Here is an 18,285-nt window from a genome sequence, read left to right on the forward strand (position 1 = left end):
GAGTGAGGGAGAAATTAAAACTTTCTCCCGCCTCCTCCAATTCCTCCACCTGAACCACCAGAAAAAGAACCTCCGCTATTATTATTATTGTTATTTTGGATCTTTTGCTGGGTCACAATCGTATTGTAATGTTGGTCTCTTTTTTTCGTTATGACAAAGGAATCACCTTGTAAATAAGTACTAGCCGTAACAGTTGAGCGCCCCTTATTCCCCATCGCCATAATCCCCACCACTATTCCGCCAATAGCGAGTGAGATGAGTAAATAGATTCCAATTTTATCAAACATGCTTAGTTCTATTGATGAACTTCCATTCCCCTCCTCTGTATTATCATAGCCAGAGTCCCCAGACGAATCATTGATTGAATTTGCTGGAGCTCCAGCTGCCATGATTTTTTCCACTTCATCGAGGAAAAGATGAACACTTTCGCTATACTTCCCATCAGCTAAGGACGGATATACAAGGTCGAGTAATTCATCAACTCTACTAGCATCAATATAATTTGTACCCTTATCTCTTGTAAAAATATAAACTTCCCGTTCATCCATATTAATTAAATACAGAACACCGTCTAGCGTCCCTTGATAGCCAAACCCATGTTCCTCATAATAATCTAGAGCATATTGACTAGAAGCCTTATCCTGACTATCGTCGGTTGTCACAATCACAATATCCATTTGAGTTTGGTCAGATAAAGCGAGTGCTTTTTCATTTATTTCAGCGCGTTCTTGTTCTGACAATAAATTGGCATCATCATAAACCTTTTCATAGTTTGCTAGAACATTTGTCGAGATTAGTAATAACCACATAAAAAAAACAACCTGCATGATGAAGGACTTTTTACTTTTTACCATAAAAATTGCCCTCCAATCATTAACATGACAAATGTACTGGCCGAAATCGCACCAAACCACGAAGCTGCTCTACCGGCACTTATCGGCAGCTTTCCGGAGATTTTTCCAGTCTGGCCGTTCATCGCAAACATATAAGTCTTTCCATTAAATTGATAGGTAAACATCCAAACCGGCAACAATACATATGTTGCCTCGACCTGTTTTAATTTTATATCGGAACTACTGACCGTAACGGAACTGTAGCCTTGGATTGTGTCACGCAACAACGAAGTCATGTTGTTACGAATGATCTTGGAAACTCTGTTGTACACATCGTTTTGATCCATGTCATATTTTTCTGCTAAAAATCCAGATAAGTAAGACATGGAAAAATCAGTTAAATCTTTATAGTCATACGGTTCAAGGATACTCATTAACTCATCATCCATTTTTTTCGAGCCATCTGCCGGTACGTCTTGGAAAATCGCTTTCCCTTCACGGAGAATATGATAATACTTCGTTTCGGTATAGCGGGTATCCCCACTTGTATATGAGCGAACTATAGTGGCTTCCCCACTGACTTCTCCATTTGATTGACAATCAAACAACCAAAACGGCACATAGATTCCAGAAAGCTTTTCGAGCTCAGATGTCGATGTGAATTTTTTTGAAAGAAGAGGTTTCTTCTTACACCAAGCTTTAAAGATCTCTGTCGCTTTATCTCGATTAAATTTAAACGGAATAACCTTTTCGGGACGATATTCCCCTTCCAACCTTCGTGGGATGATGGTCGGATTATGGCAATAATAGCAAAAGGTTGCAACTGTTGTTTCATCCGTCACAATCTCAGCACCACAGCTTTCACATGAATATCCCATTGCCTTTTCATGAAATTCTTGATCTTGCTCTTGTAATGTGTTAGAACTAGCTGACGCTTCGGTCACTGATTGCTCATTGTGAATAAAATTACGAACATCTTGTTCGCTAAATTTACTCATACAATAATCACAAGTCCAGTTTTGAGATTCTGCCTTAAACGCTAGTGGTCCACCACAATTAATACACTTGTAAACGATTACCCCCACACCAATCACCTCTTGGCTAGCTTAAAATTTTGTTCCACACTCCGGACAGAACTTCATGTTTGCAGTTTCGGGCTTCACGAAACCACATTGTTTACATGACTCAATTTCGGGCCTTTTGTTTCCGCAATTCGAGCAGAATTTCCCATTGTTTTTTTGGCCACAATCACATGTCCAGGTGTCCTTTTGTGGCTTTGGTGATCCGCACTCAGAACAAAATTTACCACCATTACGATGACCACATTTGCATTCCCATAATTCAGGTGAAGGCATGTTAGCAGGCGCAGCATCTTTTACATTTTGGGCATTTTGGGCCTGTTGCTGCATTTGCATCCGATTCGTTTCTGCTGCATCCTTCATAAAACCTCCAGCGCCTTGCATCCCCATTCCCATGCCGATAAACCCATTCATTGCGCCGCCACTATCATTCGAACCAGCCGCTTCAAGCCCACGCGCAATTGCGCCCTGGATATAACCTTCTCTTACAGATGGATCCTGAAGCATAGCACCTTGGTTTCTCATATTGATTAATTTCTGCGATTGCTCATCGTACGTAATACTATTGATTCCGACTGACTCCACGTGCATGCCACGAAGTCGATTCCAGTCTTCATCTAAAACATTAGCCATATATTTCGCTAATTCCATGCCACGGGATGTGACATAAGAAATCCGAATCCCGTCACTGGACATTTGGTTAATTGCTGTTTGTAATGCATTCATAAATTCAGCTAAATACTGTGCATTAATTTCCTGAATATCGACTTGTTCTTTATTTCTAGGAATGGCTTCCTTAAAAGTCTTCAGTGGATCCACGATTTTGATTGAATAGGTTCCATGTGCTCGTAAAAATAATTCAGCGTTATAAAAACGATCGAAATAATTAATCGGATTCCGAGTCCCAAACTTAATCCCTTTAATTTCTTGAAGATTAATAAAATACGCTTTTTGCGATGATGACGGGACTCCTCCAAACTTAATTCGATTAAACGTCTCCATAACTGCTTCATCAAGTTGCCCATTAAATAGCGATGGTGCAGATGAATTCGCGACCTGGTAATACCCTGCTTCAGCTGTATAGTCAATAATTCTTCCACCATCAACCAATAGCATGAATTGATTTGGTTGGACATGGATAATAGAGCCATTTGAAATAGTCGTATCCGTCCCCTTCACATTATGATTACGTCTATCCTTAGCCCGAAATTTCACTCCAACTGACATCACCGTCGTATCACTCATCTCTTGCGGTGCAATTACCTCCAACCACTGGTCAGCAAATCCTCCACGCACAGCATCCACGGCAGCTTTAATAATCCCCATCCATTCATCCTCCACTTCTATATGTAATCAGTATTTTCATAGGAATTTGATGAAATATTTCCATCTCTATAAGTATAACATTCGAAATTTATAAAATGACCGAAACATAAAAGCTGTCTGTATCAATGACATTTAAGCACATAACATATTTCCTGTTGTGTTGATAAATACTACATTTACCATTTGAAATTTTGCAAGGTTAGGTGGACAGCAATTCAATGAAAAAAGAAAAAGGCTTTCAGAGAATAAGATTAGTACTTACATTTGTCATCATCGCTCAAATGATCGTATTTGGTATTCTTTACTTTTTACATGAAATCGGTAAATCCTTTCATTATGTTGCATTTTCCATAGAGATGAGTATATGCATTTTATTACTCTATATGGTTTCAAGAATTCACAGTACAAAAGCGGAAATAGAAAATAATAAACGAAAGTTAACCAATATTTTTGAAACACTTGATGTTGCGATTTGGTCACATGACCTAGTGACAGATCATTTGTTAATTACAAAAGGAATTGAAAAACTATATGGTCGTAAATTAGAGGAATTTTATCAAGACCATGAACTGTGGAAAAAGGTCATTCTTCCTGAGGATTTATTAATTTTATCAGAAAGAGACTTTAACCTTAGAGCAGGAAAATCCGTGACGTCTATTTATCGAATCCTCCGGCCGAATGGAGAAATGCGTTGGATACAAGATAGGGGCATTCCAACGCTTGATGAGGATGGAAACTTTGTTGATTTTACAAGTGTTATTTTCGACATTACCGACCGGAAAGAAAGTGAAGACCGCTATCAAACCATTGTTGAAATGTCGCATAATTTAGTCGCAATTATTGCGAATAAAAAAATTGAATATATTAATGATGCAGGTTGTCAAATAATCGGTGCCACTTATCCTTCTGAATTAATTGGACAATCGTTTGAAAAAATAGTCACCCCAAAAATGATGGATAAAATTGAAAAGCATGTGCAATCTATAGATTTTGAAAAAGGAATCATGTTTGAAATTGAAGGACCTAAAATAGATGGAAAATGGATTGAGATGGAGGTGTCAGCCCGCTTAATTCATGTAGATGGAAAAAAGGCGATTCAAATCATTGGGCGAGACATAACCGAACAAAAAAAATCTGAAAGAATTATTACTCATTTAGCATTTTACGATGAGCTAACAGGACTTCCAAATCGAAATATGTTTAGAAACGAATTATATAACTCTTTACTGAATAAAGACATTCAAAATATAGCAATATTATTTTTAGATTTAGATCGCTTTAAAATCATCAATGATACAAAAGGCCATTCTGTAGGAGACCTCATCTTAAAAGAAGTAGCTGAAAGATTGCAAAACATCTTTCAAAATGAAGGTTTGGTTTCAAGGCAAGGTGGCGATGAATTTTTAGTCTTGTTGGTGGATGTTAATCGCGGGAAAATCTTTGATTTCTGTCAACGAATCATTAATCGATTTTCATCGCCCATCAGCTTGGATGGTGAAGAGTTTTATATCACCGTCAGTATTGGGATTAGCCGTTATCCTGAGGATGGTGTTGATGAAGAAACATTAATTAAGCATGCTGATACTGCCATGTACCATGCAAAAGAAAAGGGAAAAAATAATTTTCAATTTTATCATTCGTATCTTAACCGCCATACAATTCACATCATGGAATTGGAAACATCTCTTAGAAAAGCGATTGAACTTAATCAATTCGTGCTGCATTATCAACCCCAGGTAGATTTAAGTACAGGAACGATTGTAAGTGCTGAAGCGCTATTGCGATGGAATCATCCTGAACTGGGGATTATTCCTCCAAATGAATATATTCCTTTAGCTGAAGAAACCGGTTTAATTGTCCCCCTGGGTAAATGGATTTTAAAGACTGCCTGTTTACAAAATAAGCAATGGCAAAACGCTGGCAAACGCCCTATCCCTGTCAGTGTCAATATCTCTGTTCGTCAATTACAAGAAGAAGATTTTGTAACATATACAAAGAAAGTATTAGATGAAACACAACTTCTACCCCATTATTTAGACTTAGAAATCACGGAAAGTATCATGCAGGATGTTGAAAGCTCCTTAAAAATCTTGACTGAATTAAAAGAAATAGGTGTATTCATTTCAATAGATGACTTCGGTAAAGGTTTCTCCTCATTAAGCTATTTACGTCATCTTCCAATTGACCAAATTAAGATAGACAAATCATTTGTTGACGATATTACTTCTAACGCTAAATCGAGTCAAATTGTTAAAACCATTATCGATTTAGGACACAATTTAAATTTTGATTTAATTGCTGAAGGGATTGAAAATGAAACGCAACTTCAATTTTTAGTCAATCACGCTTGTCAAAAAGGTCAAGGATTCCTTTTCAGCAAACCAGTTCCTGCAGAAGAAATGGAAAAACTATTGATTCATGGTTACACCTGAACCATTTAGATTTCAGTTACTGTATTGGGAAGAATAACAAAGCCATTCATGATGTAAAAAGCGAATGGCTTTTATATGTTTGTCAGGAAAATGACACTCTCACAAATAACCCCTTCTAGAAGAAAATATAATCATTCTCAAAACTAAGTTTGATAGGAGTAATATGATTGTGAAAATTGGCTACTTAACAATAGAGCTTATACTTGGATTCTTCTTATTATTTATCATCATAAAAATCGTTGGGAGAAAAATCATTAACCAAATATCACCTTTTACCTTTATCGCTTCAATTGTGTTAAGCGAGTTGCTTGGAAATGCTATCTATGATCATGAAATCGGTCTTGGTTATATCATATTTTCAATGAGTTTATGGGGGCTGTTATTCTTAAGTGTTGAATTATTAGGACAAAAGTTTTTATTTTTTCGTGGAATATTTGAAGGAAAGCCTATTGCACTTATAAAAAATGGGCTGGTTGACAAAGAGGCACTTAAGAAAAGTCGAATGACGCTAAATCAGCTTCAGAGCTTATTGCGACAAAGCGAAACCTTTTCAATTCGAGAGGTTGCCTTTTGTTACTTAGAGACCAATGGCTCAATAAGTATATTAAAGAAACCTAAATACCAAAAAACTACATTAGAGGATTTCAATCTGCCTGGGAAACCGGCCTACGTACCTGTTACGGTCATTCGTGACGGAGAAGTACTGTGGGATGAAATTCACGACCTGGGTTTTGATGAATCCTGGCTTAAAACGCAATTATCCACACAGAGTGTCACGAATTTTGAAGATGTATTTCTAGCTGAATGGTTGGATGGAGACGGCTTCTTTGTACAAACCATACAAAAATAAATGAATACATCACGCAAAAATTTGCGTTTATTTAACAAACGAATTGCCCCTTCATCTTTACCTACATATTTCCAATACTGTTGATTCATACTAACCCTACCATAGGAATTTACTTGTAGGGTTAGGTGGTAAAATGTTCAGAAGGAAAAAAGTTCAACACCCTAAAAAAAGCTATGAAACCGAAGAAAAAACAATCGATGAAATTTTTAAAAAGTCTAGTAAATCGGTTGACTTTATCACCTTATCCCCATTAGGACCAGCTTGTACCTTACAAATTAGTTATTATAAAACACTGATAGATCCAATCGTCCTTCAAAAATCGGTTTTACCTTGCCTAAAGGAACATGCTTTGAAAATAAAAGAGCTATCTGATTTGAAAAATATTGTACCGCTGGATGGCATCAGAATCATTCATGGTTCGAATGAGGTTGAAAAAGCCCTTCATGTTGGAAATATAATCATATACTTCAAAGAACAATTGGGGGAATATGCTCTCGTTGACATTAGTAATCCTAGATTGGGACAACGGGAAACAAATGATACACAGAATGAATTCAGTGTAATAGGACCAAAGGTAGGTTTTATTGAAGATCTCGCCACCAATCTTCATTTAATAAGGGACCATCTTAGTAGTTCTGATCTCATTTTTGAAGAGATGATTATTGGAACAAGGACAGGAACAAAGGTTGTATTGGCATATTTGGATGGTGTTACCTATCCAGGGTACGTAAACACATTGAAACAGCGACTAACGGACCTTGACGTCGATGCCTTTTTTGACACTACACAACTAGAACAAATGATATCTGACAATAGCTCCACACCTTTTCCATTGTATATCACAACAGAGCGTGTGGACAGAGCTATAGGCGCACTTGTACTCGGCCAAGTTGTTCTTATTAGTGATAAGTCATCCTATGCGTTTATTGGCCCAGCAACATTGATGGACTTTTTTTCAAACCCTGAGGATTTTTACCTTCCAACGTTTATTGCGTCATTTTTTAAATTGATTCGCATATTTGGGATGTTGTTTTCAATTTTTGCTACATCCTTTTATGTTGCGATTCTAACCTTTCATTATGAAGTGGTTCCGAAGGATTTGTTAGGTCCAATCATCTTTTCACGAGCGAACGTTCCCTTCCCGCCTGTTTTAGAAGTTTTATTCTTAGAAATTACGATTGACCTATTGAGAGAAGCTGGAGCCAGATTACCAACAAAAATTGGACAAACCTTAGGGATTGTTGGAGGAATTGTAATTGGGCAAGCAACAGTTGAAGCTGCACTTACAAGTAATATTTTATTAATTTTTGTAGCACTTGCAGCGTTATCATCCTATACAACACCAATTTATAAAATGTCCAACGCCGTACGATTATTACGATATCCTTTCATTTTACTTGCCAGCATCTGGGGTGGCTTAGGTATTTATGTAGGATTAATCTTTTTAATCGCCCATTTAGCTCGACTCAAATCATTAGGGGTCCCATATTTACTCCCGCTTTATCCTTACCGCAAAGGAGGAGTGGCTGATTCGTTTATTAGGTCCAATTATATAAAAAACGATAATCGGCCTTGGTATTTAAGACCTTTAAGCTTAAAACGATTTACACCTAAAGCCAAAAATGACCCTGATGATGGCCTTAACGCTGAATGACTCTTACAATAAGGGCTGAAAAAAATGAGAAAATGGAGAAAACTATCCAAGGTTTTATATTTATTCATAATTTGTATAGTCGTCCTTTTTGGTTGTTCAAGAACAAGGATCATTGACAAAATTAGCATTATCCATGTATTCGGGTTTGATCAAGCTGAAGATGGCCAAATAATAGGAACTGCGTTAACACCTGAATACACTAAGAGCAAGGATAGCTCACAAATAAATTATTTGCAAGAAAAGGCAGAAACAACAGCTCTAATCTTACCGAAAATGGCCGCACAAACGAGTACTCCAGTAGAGATAGCAAAAATCAGGGTAATCATATTTGGAAATGAGTTAGCTAAACAAGGTATTCAAAAAATGGTAGATCGCTTTATCGTTACTCCTCAACTAGGGACACATATTCAAATCGCTGTCTCTACTCGCTCAGCTAGAGAGACAATGAAAATATTTAAACAGGAAAAATCACTTACCCTAGCTGAAAGGTTAGAACATAATATGATTGGACAGAATTTACCTAAAATGACCCTCCATCGCTTTTTAAATAACTTTTATGGGGAAGGCATGGATGCATATGTTCCTATGCTAACCATCAATGAAAAATATAAAGTTACAATTGATGGTATAGGTGTTTTTAAGGATGACAAACTTAAACTCCATTTAAATCCAGAACAAACGTTTTTGTTTTCAATTCTTCAAGATTTTCGAAATCAAGGAACGTTTAAAATCGATTTTGATGATAAAGAAGCAAAAGAATTTTTAACGGTTCGTGCTTTTCGAAGTATGCCCGACTGGAAATGGGACCAAAACATGCAAGAATTACTTCTTAACCTAAAACTAGAATGGACGCTTGTTCAGTATCCAAAACGATTTAATGTTGGAAATCCTGAAGATGTACGGAATATGAAGAAAATAATTAATGAAAAATTAGAAGAGAAACTTGCAGATTTAATGGAAACCTTTAAGAAAAATGAGGTGGACCCTATAGGAATTGGAAATATTGTGCGATCACAGGATCGAACATGGAACGAAGATTCATTTTATAAACAGTATCCAAATTTACCAATCAAAGTGAAGGTTGATTTTCAAATTATACATACTGGCCTTGACAGCTAGCATCAGAGGATGAAGATGATGAACTCGAAGGTGAAGGAAAATAAACAGGTGTCCCCCTACTTGCTGTTTTTTCTAATTCATGCACCACAAACAGGGGTAAGTGTATTGAAATTTCAATCAGATCTTATTAAGGTGGCAGGTCATAATGCATGGTTATCCCTTATGGCTTTTGGTTTAATATTGCATGTAATCCTCTTTATGATGTTATATGTCTTAAAACAGTCCAGAACGGGGGATATCCTTACCTTCCACCAGGACGTTTTTGGGAAGTTCTTTGGAGGTATCATAAATATGATTTTGGCAAGTTATTTCTCTATTGCTAGCCTTTTCACTTTATACACCTATATCGAAATCCTTCAGATTTGGGTGTTTGATGGGATAGCTAATTGGGAATACGCCTTGCTTCTGTCTGTTCTTGTTTTTTATATTGTTGCTGGAGGATTTAGAGTTGTAACTGGGATTGCTTTCTGGGGTGTTGTTATCCCTAGTTTCTTGGTGCTTTCATTCCTATATTTATTAAATTATATTGAGGTATCCTATATTTCCCCGTTAGTTCAAGGTCGATTACAGGACTATTTCAAAACGACTCATGTAGTTGCACCAATGTACCTTGGTTTTGAGACGGTCCTTGTTTATTTTTCGTTTATTAAAGATAAGAAAAAGGCAAAAAAATGGGGGCATTTGGGTTTATTGTCTACAACCATTTTATATACGTTTCTTGCTATGTTTTCATTTATGTTCTTTTCGCGAGGAAAATTAGAACGTTTGGAATGGCCAACTTTGACGATGATAAAAATGATCCAGCTCCCGTTTTTGGAGCGATTTGAATTTATTTTTATTTTTACATGGTTATTAGTGGTGATGCCTGTCATTTGTATTTATCTATGGTCGGCCATTAGGTGCATTAAATGGACCATTCCAAAGCTAAAATCAACCTATATAATGTTGGGATTACTTGTTATTTTTTTCATTGTGAATATTCAATTTTTGGATATAACATATGCCAGCTTTATGGAAAAATTGGTCTTATATTTCGGATTAATCTTTCTTTTTTGCTACGTACCAATCCTATTTTTGATTGCTATTGTCAGAAATAAATTCAAAAGTAATGCGTCATGATTATTGTCTAAGCGCCGAGGGTGTCCCCCGATATTTTGGTACCCTCATTTTTTTAATATTGTTTTTTAACTTATTATTTATTACTTGGTATTCGATCGAATGTGATTTAATCAGAATTTTTTGAAAATTCTAAAATAAAATGTATCCGCTTTCATAAAAATCAGATATAATATATTTAACTATTTTTATAAGGAGGTGATTCAATGATTATTCCAAAAGAGGACATTCATTATCTAGTAGAACAAATAAGAGAACAAGACAGCCATCTGGTATACCAGCTTATCAGTTACATTATTCAAAAAGGCAATTGTGAGGATATAGGGTTGGATTTGGACTTTTCTCCATTGCCAGAAAGAGGACAAAGACTACTTAATGAAGCTAAAATGAATACCGAAATTGATGAGCTAATCGTCTGGTATGATCAGCACATTTAATATAGGAAAAACAACATAGTGGGAACAAAGGAATTCATTCCGTTCCCATTATTCCTAAAAATACATAAAACATTGGATTTCCCCTTCTATACTTAAACTAATCCATTTTGTGAGAAAAATTGGACGGCGTTAACACTTGAGCATAAAAAACGATCACATAGCACTTGACTATGTGACCATTTTTAACCAAGTTACCTTCAAAGCAAACTCAGCTTCCCTATCGTGTTACATGCTTCCAATGCGAACCAAACAGCTCTATCTTTACCATACACAATACCATGCGGCTCTGCTTTTGCCGTTTGTATAGGATATTCTTCAATTGTACCCTCACTTTTAATTCGCCCAATTTTATTTGCGCACCATTCGGTAAACCATAATTCAGCACCATTTCCAGATACAATTGCATGGGGACGTGCATCTATGGTAGGAATTTCATACTCCGTTATTTCTCCAGCAGTAGTAATCCGTCCAACCTTATTCCCGATGATTTCTACAAACCATAGTGCGCCATCATTGCCTTTCGTAATTCCAACTGGTCCTGAAGCAGGTGTTGGAATCAGAAACTCAGTAATATCACCGCTCGCAGTTATTCTCCCGATGGCATTATGTTGATTTTCGGTGAACCAAACTGCATCATCTGAGCCCAAAGTAATAAATGAAGGATAAGAATCTTTATTTGGTAATTCATATTCACGAATTTCTCCACTAGCAGTTAATTTACCAATTCTATTACCATTTAATTCAGTAAACCATATTTCTCCGTTTAGTCCTTCCGTGATGCCATATGGAGCTGAATCTGGATGTGGCAAGGATATTTCTGTGAAATCTCCTCCCTTTGACAGCTTTCCAATTTTGTTTGCTCCATTCTCAGTAAACCAAACATCTCCGTTTGAAGAAACTATCAAGCACATCACTCTAGCATTTGGAGTAGGGACAGTGTATTCATTGATAGCACCTTCTTGTCCAATACAGCTAATCTTGTTTGCTTTATGTTGAGTAAACCATATCGTTCCATCTGGTGATACTGCTATGCCATAAGGTCCGGAATCTGAACTCGTTACACTTATTTCATGCATCTCGTATTTCATAAAAATTCCTCCAGCAAGTTTTATCAAACAAAAAAACCTCCTAATCTCATTTTCCGAGATTGGAGGCAATGCAATCCAAAATAAGACTAATAAAAGACTTTTATTCAGTCCAATAGTCTACGTAAGATACATTATCCAATAATCCAGTCTCAGAAAAATCAATCATAAACATTACAAATAGGCTTTCAAATCACTAAGAAATATTCAAAGCCTGTATGACTATGTTTAGTTATCGATTCATTCTTAATGTATGGATTATAGGATCATGTTCTTTTTTCACCCTTCCGTTCATTACTTAATTCCACAATAATTTTTCTTCCCAATTTTGTCAATTAAGTTGTTCTTTTTTCCCAATAAGCTTTTGCTGATTCCTCAAGTACCTTTAGTCTTCTGTAGTAATCTGGAAATTCATTAAGGTGAGCTAGCGCTATTTTCCCAGTAACAAGGGGGTTATCATCAGTAACATTCGTTTGACTGGATATTTTCCCATGTTCCAGCTCAACATTTACTCCCATCCAAAACTCATTTAAATCAAACTTACTTTTATTAAAATCAATCCCTAATAGCAAAGCAATGGCTGCAGATTCCTGTTTTGAAAATGATTTTTCCCTCATTGTACTAAAATTGTTTCTATACCAGCTTTGATGTCCGTTGGATGGATAATGACACTGTGAACCGTAGTAATAATAATTAGTGTAGTGGCTTAAATACGGATTGTAGTCGTACAATATACACCTCTCCTAAAAACGATAGTTAGCATCACTATATGTTGAATGCTTATATACGAGCATGTCTGATAAAAGTTTTACACTTAGATTATGCAACTTAAGAGACCTTTGATTGTACAAAGTACTGTCCGTTCCTATCCAGTTCGCTAAAACTGGATCCGTTTTTTACGTCATTCCCTCTAGTTTATTACACGTGATGAGCATCACAAACGACTCATATTTCTCGTGATACATTATCAGTGAGAACCATAATCATTTATTAAGCAGTGCTTACTTTTATATGAAAAATTACATTACTTATTTAATCAATAAATACAGATTAAGGAGCATCCTTATGAGTGAAATGATTAATAACCGTGAACAAGTCTTGTTAAATGCATCGACACACCAAAATCTTCTAGTAACTATCATCAAAGAGATCCAAAACGGAAAACCCGTCGCAGACGCGAAGGATCAATTCATGGAGATTGCAGGAAGTATTACTGCTACAGAATTATCTCAATTAGAACAAAAACTGAAGCAGGTTGGTGTTCCTATCGACGATATTCACTTCTTATGTTCTATCCACGCTTCTGCATTAAAACAAAAAGAAGTTTCCGGTCAAGCTAAGAAACCTGAAGAACAGCCAGGTCACCCTGTTCACACTTTTATTTTGGAAAATAGGAAAATTCTAAAACTACTAAATACAAGGCTTCAGCCAAACTTTGAGGCATTTATAAAAGAAGAATCTCCTGAAATCATCTTTAAATTAATTAATGATTTAAATCTGATGTTGGATGTCGATAAGCATTACAGCCGGAAAGAAAATTTGCTCTTTCCTTATTTAGAAAAATACGGTATTTATAGTCCAACTCAGGTAATGTGGCGATATAATGACTTTATTCGCGATGCGATTAAGGATTCTAAGCGTAAATTAACACACTATAACGGTGATAAGGCATCCATTATTCAGACGATTAGTTTTATTATCCGAGAAACTCTGGATATGATTGCTCGCGAAGAAAATGTCCTATTCCCAGTTTCGTTGAAAACGCTCACCGAGGATGAATGGATCAAGATTGCACATGAAAGCGATGAAATCGGCTATTGCTTAACAGGTCCTGCGGGGGTTTGGAAACCGGAACGAAAAGAGATGCAAATTAACGCGATGTCAGAAGGATTCATTCGAATGGAGACAGGCATTCTCTCTTTAAAACAACTTGAGTTATTGTTAAACCACTTGCCAGTAGACATCACTTTCATCGATCACAATGATGTCGTCCGCTATTTTTCACATGGAAAAGAACGAATCTTTGCTCGTACAAAGGCAGTCATCGGTAGAACGGTTCAAAACTGTCATCCACCACGAAGCGTTCATACAGTGGAAGAGCTTTTGGCTGATTTCAAAGCTGGTAGAAAGGATTCCGAGGACTTTTGGATTAAGTTTAAAGATAATTATGTGTACATCCGCTACTTCGCCGTTCGAGATGAACAAGACCAATACATCGGAACCCTAGAATTCACCCAAAACATTAACCCAATCCAAGAAATCCAAGGCGAAAAACGCATCCTAACGTAAAAAAAGGGTGCCTGTCACCGCCCGAATTTTGTCGAAAGTGTTTCGGTGAAATTTGGGGCGGTGACAGTGCACCGAAACTACCTTTTCCTATCCTTATTTCATCTCCTAAATCATTGTTTTCATTAGTATAACTAAAGTTCCCCATAATTTTTCCATTTATTATTAATATTGCATCCTCCTTCTATTTACTTTGAATTATTACCCCATTTAAATAGTATTTCTGTTATAATTTTAAAGGTTTTGAATTTTCATATTAAGCGAGGTAATAGATTTGTCATTTGTAAAAATTATTAGGAAAGTTGTCGGCATTGCCCTTATTATTTTTTCAATAGCGTTTGGTTTTTTCTCATTATTTTTTGCAGAAAGGGAAACCATTATTCAATATGGTTTAATTTATATTACAACCGGAATTTTACCATTATTATTGGGTGATTTGATCCTCGAAGGATTTAAAAACTTAAAGCTAACGATTTGGCCAAAACTTCGACTTTACACATATTTTACATTTGTCATACCAATGGTGATTAATGCTGCAGATTATTTAATAGTGAATAAGGAAAAACGGGTCACGAGTCCGAGTGATCTCTTCTTGATTTCTGACTCTGAATGGTCAGCATTAATAGTGATTCCGGCAGGGATATTTGCAGTCATATATTCCCTACCCGTTTTCGTTAGTGGATGGTCAAATACCGAGAAATTTCCCAGGAGAATGTTTACCATCTCTACGCTCATCTGCCTCACAATCACACTAGTTACATATAATGAATACAGTGCGATTCGAAAGGAAGGTCTAGCTTTTTCTGGCTTTTTTAAAGAAGAAATCGTTCCGTGGTCTGAAGTGGAAAGTGCCCAACTAGATGGAGAGGTATCCAAAGCAGGTTACTCAAAAAACAACAGCTTCAATTGGACCTATACCTTTGTTTTATCTGATGGGAGAATAAAAGAATTCCGTCGACTATATCTTCATGAATCTGAACTTGAAACTTCTAATAAAATAAACCAACGCTTATCAGAAGCAGGAGTTCCATTAACCGTCGACCCATTAAGTGAAGATGAGATCCAATTTTGCCAGAATAAAGTGGATAATGATATTATAGACGCTGATCAGTTTAACTCAGTATTCTTTGCAAATTGAACTCTAGGATCTCCCTGTTTTAACTTTGATTAATAATTGACGAAAAGCCTCGTTATAAACTGAAAAATGAAATATTTTCTATCAATTTCCTTTATTAGGACTTTTAATGACTTTCTAAGCAATTGTAATAATGATAGGTTCAGCTATCTTTGGATACAGAGCTACAACCAGATTTGGAGCAAAACGAAAGAAATAGCATTTGTTTTGGGGGAATTTTTTATGGTGAATTATTTAATAATGAGATGGAAATTCTTACTTCCATCTTTTTTAGCAGGTTTTTTGATAACTATAATAAACGGAAATAAAGTCAGTTTCGGATTATTAATTGGTTTATTTCTTGCGTTAAGCTCGGGGAATGGAGCATTTTACATCATAGTTGAAAAATTAGGTTATATTGAAGCTTTTTTTCGATCACTAAAATACATAGCGGTAATGTGTTTGATTCTTATAATAGTTTCTGCTTTAAACTATTAACCTAAAACAAAAAAGTGCCTGTCACCACCCGAATTTTGTCGAAAGAGTTTGGATAAGATTCGGGTAGTGAAAGTACACCTATACTGCTTTATAAAAAGGAAAACATCCATAATCAGTATTTCACCAATGCTCTCCCATTGATATAAGACCTATGAATACTATTCACATCATCTTTATTATCTCCCACATATATATCAAGCGAGAGCTGTTTTGGTGTCCCGTTTAGTTCGGTATTAATTAATTTAGCCATTTCATCCATGACCTTAATCGGTTCTTCATCGCTCAGCCCTGCGTCGTCCAAAGTTAACTCCACTAAGAAATAATTTGTTTCCAATCTAGTCTCTTTATTCTTAGAAAAAAAGTCAAATTCAATACCAGCTACTTCTATATGATGCTCTTCTTGTACCAACAACTTAAACTTCAAATTTGGATATTGCTTCTCTAGTACCTTACTTATCCTTGTTTGTAATTCGTCCGTAGCCAAATACGCACCATAAGAATCATACATCGTCAATTCGTATCTAGAGGTCTCAAAAACTGCATTTTTATCATCAATTGGCCCCATCGTGATATTGTAATCCGGAATTAAGAAATTATATCGTGCTGAGTAAACTTCGAATTCCTTGTTATACTTTTCCTCATAAAAAGCCAATACTTCTTTTTTCGCTTTTGCTTTACTTATTGGGTTTCCAAAGAACGTATTGAGAAAAAATACTACTACAGCCAAGATTAGGATTGTCAAGATGAGTACTATTAATTTTTTCAATTTCATCATGCTCACTCCCACATTTTATTACATATAATTACATCCTTAAATGCTCCTCTTCAATAGTACTCACAAAAAAGGTTTACAGCTATATAGTTTAATTTTACACCATTTTTACAATTATGAAAATACACAATTTTTAATATCATACCACCTTTACGTCAAAACCTGCCTTATTGGTCTAACAGACAAATCAAATCATATTTTATTAAAAACAATATAAAGGAGTGCTAAATCGGGTGAAAAAAGTAAAGGTACATTTACGGCCTATTGTAATCAAAGTGAATTTACCGACTGTTATAAAAACGACATTCCTTCCGGGTGATTCCAGTGAAAGCTTATTTATTGCAACACAGGTAGGAGAAATCTTTTACATACGAAACTCGAGCATAAGGACGTTTTTAGATATTCGCCCACAAATCATAAAATTAGGTAGTTCTGGTGGCGGGTATGATGAGCGTGGATTGTTAGGGCTGGCGTTTCATCCCGAATTTTATTATAACGGCTTGTTTTATCTTCATTACTCAGTAGCTGGAACACAGGGTCCTGGAGCTCTTCCTAATGGCTTTAATCCTGATCCATGTAACCCCAAGACCCTTAATCTTAAGTGGAGAAATCGAGAAACACAATATGATCACATTGATACAGTTGAAGAATGGATACTACCATCAAACCTCAGTCCTCAAAAACGACGGACATTGCTTAACTTAAGAAGACCTTTTATGAATCATAATGGTGTCAATAGCTTAAACTTTTCACCTGAAACAGGCAAACTGATTTTAACAACTGGTGATGGGGGTTCTGGCTATGATCCATTTAACTTAAGTCAGGACAATCTTGAATTTGCTGGAAAAATCATCGAAATCGATGTACGTAAAAATACATCTATCAATACTCCCCCCATCGTCACCCGATTTAATGAACTTCCCGAACCTATTCAGGAAATGCTTACGATAATGGCCAAAGGCGTTCGCAACATACCTGGCATCACATACCAAAAGTTTAATAATCAATATATCAAATATGTAGGAAATGTCGGACAGGATTTAGTTGAGTCGATATTTTCATTCGTACATTATAAACCAGTACCAGTCACACAGCTTGTTCAAGCTTCTTCTAATAACGCCAAACCAATTCAAGAAGGATTGATAAATTTTGGCTGGCGAGGATGGGAAGGTGATCTTCCTACTACAATTATTAGGAGTTGCACTGAAAATTCGACCTCAAATCAGAAAACCATGGCTTATTACAATGAGGCAGTCATCCTTTCAAGTAGTCGCCTTCAGCCATTAACTAGTTATTTTCACCAAGACCCCCGCCCTGATAAGTTTGAAGGAACTGCCATTACTGGAGTTCAAGCCTATTTGGGTAGTGGAATCCCTGCTTTAACCGGAAGCGTTGTCTTTACCGATTTTGCCCGAAGAAACGGATCCAAAAAAGGAGTGTTAGCTTATACTAGGCTGAGATCAGACGGTAGACAAAATGATTTTAGCGTGATTGAAACTGATAATCCTTTTGGGACACAATCTGCTTATTATGTTAGTTTGGGGACAAATTTAGATCAAACAAGGTTATACTTAGGTGTTTACGGCTCGATGAAAGTGACCGATTTTAACCAAGGTGCAGTTTTTGAAATCGTTCCAAGTTGAGACAGTGATTTATTTGAATCAAAAATGATAAACCAAGGGTG

The 18,285-nt window shown here is 36.2% G+C and carries 15 protein-coding genes; 9 read left to right on the plus strand and 6 right to left on the minus strand.

Annotation, left to right across the window (positions count from 1 at the left end; genetic code table 11):
• Positions 1 to 14 precede the first annotated feature (14 nt).
• The 3 genes from FXW34_RS19665 to FXW34_RS19675 are packed head-to-tail and all read right to left on the minus strand — an operon-like array spanning position 15 to position 3,238.
• Positions 15 to 854 (minus strand): TPM domain-containing protein, encoded by an 840-nt coding sequence (locus FXW34_RS19665; RefSeq protein ID WP_147535758.1) that lies wholly within the window; start codon positions 852 to 854, stop codon positions 15 to 17.
• On the minus strand, positions 848 to 1,918 hold the full coding sequence (locus FXW34_RS19670; RefSeq protein ID WP_147535759.1) for a TFIIB-type zinc ribbon-containing protein: 1,071 nt from the start codon (positions 1,916 to 1,918) through the stop codon (positions 848 to 850). Before FXW34_RS19670 ends, FXW34_RS19665 begins: the two co-directional genes overlap by 7 nt.
• 21 nt (positions 1,919 to 1,939) lie before the next feature.
• A complete protein-coding gene (locus FXW34_RS19675) occupies positions 1,940 to 3,238 on the minus strand; it encodes an SPFH domain-containing protein (RefSeq protein ID WP_147535760.1) in 1,299 nt (432 codons plus the stop codon).
• A 218-nt stretch (positions 3,239 to 3,456) separates the two neighbouring features.
• Between FXW34_RS19675 and FXW34_RS19680 the strand changes: the two genes are divergently transcribed.
• From FXW34_RS19680 to FXW34_RS19705, 6 genes are all read left to right on the plus strand, one after another.
• A complete protein-coding gene (locus FXW34_RS19680) occupies positions 3,457 to 5,670 on the plus strand; it encodes an EAL domain-containing protein (RefSeq protein ID WP_147535761.1) in 2,214 nt (737 codons plus the stop codon).
• Positions 5,671 to 5,839: 169 nt separating this feature from the next.
• Positions 5,840 to 6,520 carry a DUF421 domain-containing protein gene (locus FXW34_RS19685; RefSeq protein WP_147535762.1) on the plus strand — a complete coding sequence of 227 codons (681 nt, stop codon included), beginning with the start codon at positions 5,840 to 5,842 and terminating at the stop codon, positions 6,518 to 6,520.
• Positions 6,521 to 6,653: 133 nt separating this feature from the next.
• Entirely contained in the window at positions 6,654 to 8,174 is a 1,521-nt protein-coding gene (locus FXW34_RS19690) for a spore germination protein (protein WP_147535763.1), read from the plus strand.
• A gap of 24 nt (positions 8,175 to 8,198) precedes the next feature.
• Positions 8,199 to 9,293: a Ger(x)C family spore germination protein gene (locus FXW34_RS19695; RefSeq protein WP_147535764.1), complete on the plus strand. Its 1,095-nt coding sequence runs from the start codon at positions 8,199 to 8,201 to the stop codon at positions 9,291 to 9,293.
• Positions 9,294 to 9,311: 18 nt separating this feature from the next.
• The gene (locus tag FXW34_RS19700) at positions 9,312 to 10,412 is read left to right on the plus strand and encodes a GerAB/ArcD/ProY family transporter (RefSeq protein WP_187119040.1); all 1,101 of its coding nucleotides are present in this window, start codon (positions 9,312 to 9,314) and stop codon (positions 10,410 to 10,412) included.
• A 203-nt stretch (positions 10,413 to 10,615) separates the two neighbouring features.
• Positions 10,616 to 10,846 carry a hypothetical protein gene (locus tag FXW34_RS19705; RefSeq protein WP_147535766.1) on the plus strand — a complete coding sequence of 77 codons (231 nt, stop codon included), beginning with the start codon at positions 10,616 to 10,618 and terminating at the stop codon, positions 10,844 to 10,846.
• A gap of 197 nt (positions 10,847 to 11,043) precedes the next feature.
• Here FXW34_RS19705 and FXW34_RS19710 read toward each other — a convergent pair whose 3' ends face one another.
• Both FXW34_RS19710 and FXW34_RS19715 read right to left on the minus strand, forming a co-directional pair.
• Positions 11,044 to 11,934 (minus strand): Vgb family protein, encoded by an 891-nt coding sequence (locus FXW34_RS19710; protein WP_147535767.1) that lies wholly within the window; start codon positions 11,932 to 11,934, stop codon positions 11,044 to 11,046.
• A 332-nt stretch (positions 11,935 to 12,266) separates the two neighbouring features.
• Positions 12,267 to 12,662, minus strand: a complete 396-nt coding sequence (locus FXW34_RS19715) for a DUF5661 family protein (protein WP_246141214.1) — start codon at positions 12,660 to 12,662, stop codon at positions 12,267 to 12,269.
• 334 nt (positions 12,663 to 12,996) lie between these two features.
• Between FXW34_RS19715 and FXW34_RS19720 the strand changes: the two genes are divergently transcribed.
• Positions 12,997 to 14,220, plus strand: coding sequence for a DUF438 domain-containing protein (locus FXW34_RS19720; protein ID WP_147535768.1), 1,224 nt, complete (start codon positions 12,997 to 12,999; stop codon positions 14,218 to 14,220).
• Positions 14,221 to 14,491: 271 nt separating this feature from the next.
• Positions 14,492 to 15,355 carry a hypothetical protein gene (locus tag FXW34_RS19725; RefSeq protein ID WP_147535769.1) on the plus strand — a complete coding sequence of 288 codons (864 nt, stop codon included), beginning with the start codon at positions 14,492 to 14,494 and terminating at the stop codon, positions 15,353 to 15,355.
• 586 nt (positions 15,356 to 15,941) lie between these two features.
• Here FXW34_RS19725 and FXW34_RS19730 read toward each other — a convergent pair.
• On the minus strand, positions 15,942 to 16,601 hold the full coding sequence (locus FXW34_RS19730) for a YfjL-like protein (protein ID WP_147535770.1): 660 nt from the start codon (positions 16,599 to 16,601) through the stop codon (positions 15,942 to 15,944).
• 233 nt (positions 16,602 to 16,834) lie between these two features.
• Between FXW34_RS19730 and FXW34_RS19735 the strand changes: the two genes are divergently transcribed.
• Positions 16,835 to 18,244, plus strand: a complete 1,410-nt coding sequence (locus FXW34_RS19735; RefSeq protein WP_147535771.1) for a PQQ-dependent sugar dehydrogenase — start codon at positions 16,835 to 16,837, stop codon at positions 18,242 to 18,244.
• Positions 18,245 to 18,285: the final 41 nt, after the last annotated feature.

Source organism: Bacillus marasmi, assembly GCF_902168435.1.
GTDB classification, from domain to species: Bacteria; Bacillota; Bacilli; order Bacillales; family Cytobacillaceae; genus Bacillus_BU; species Bacillus_BU marasmi.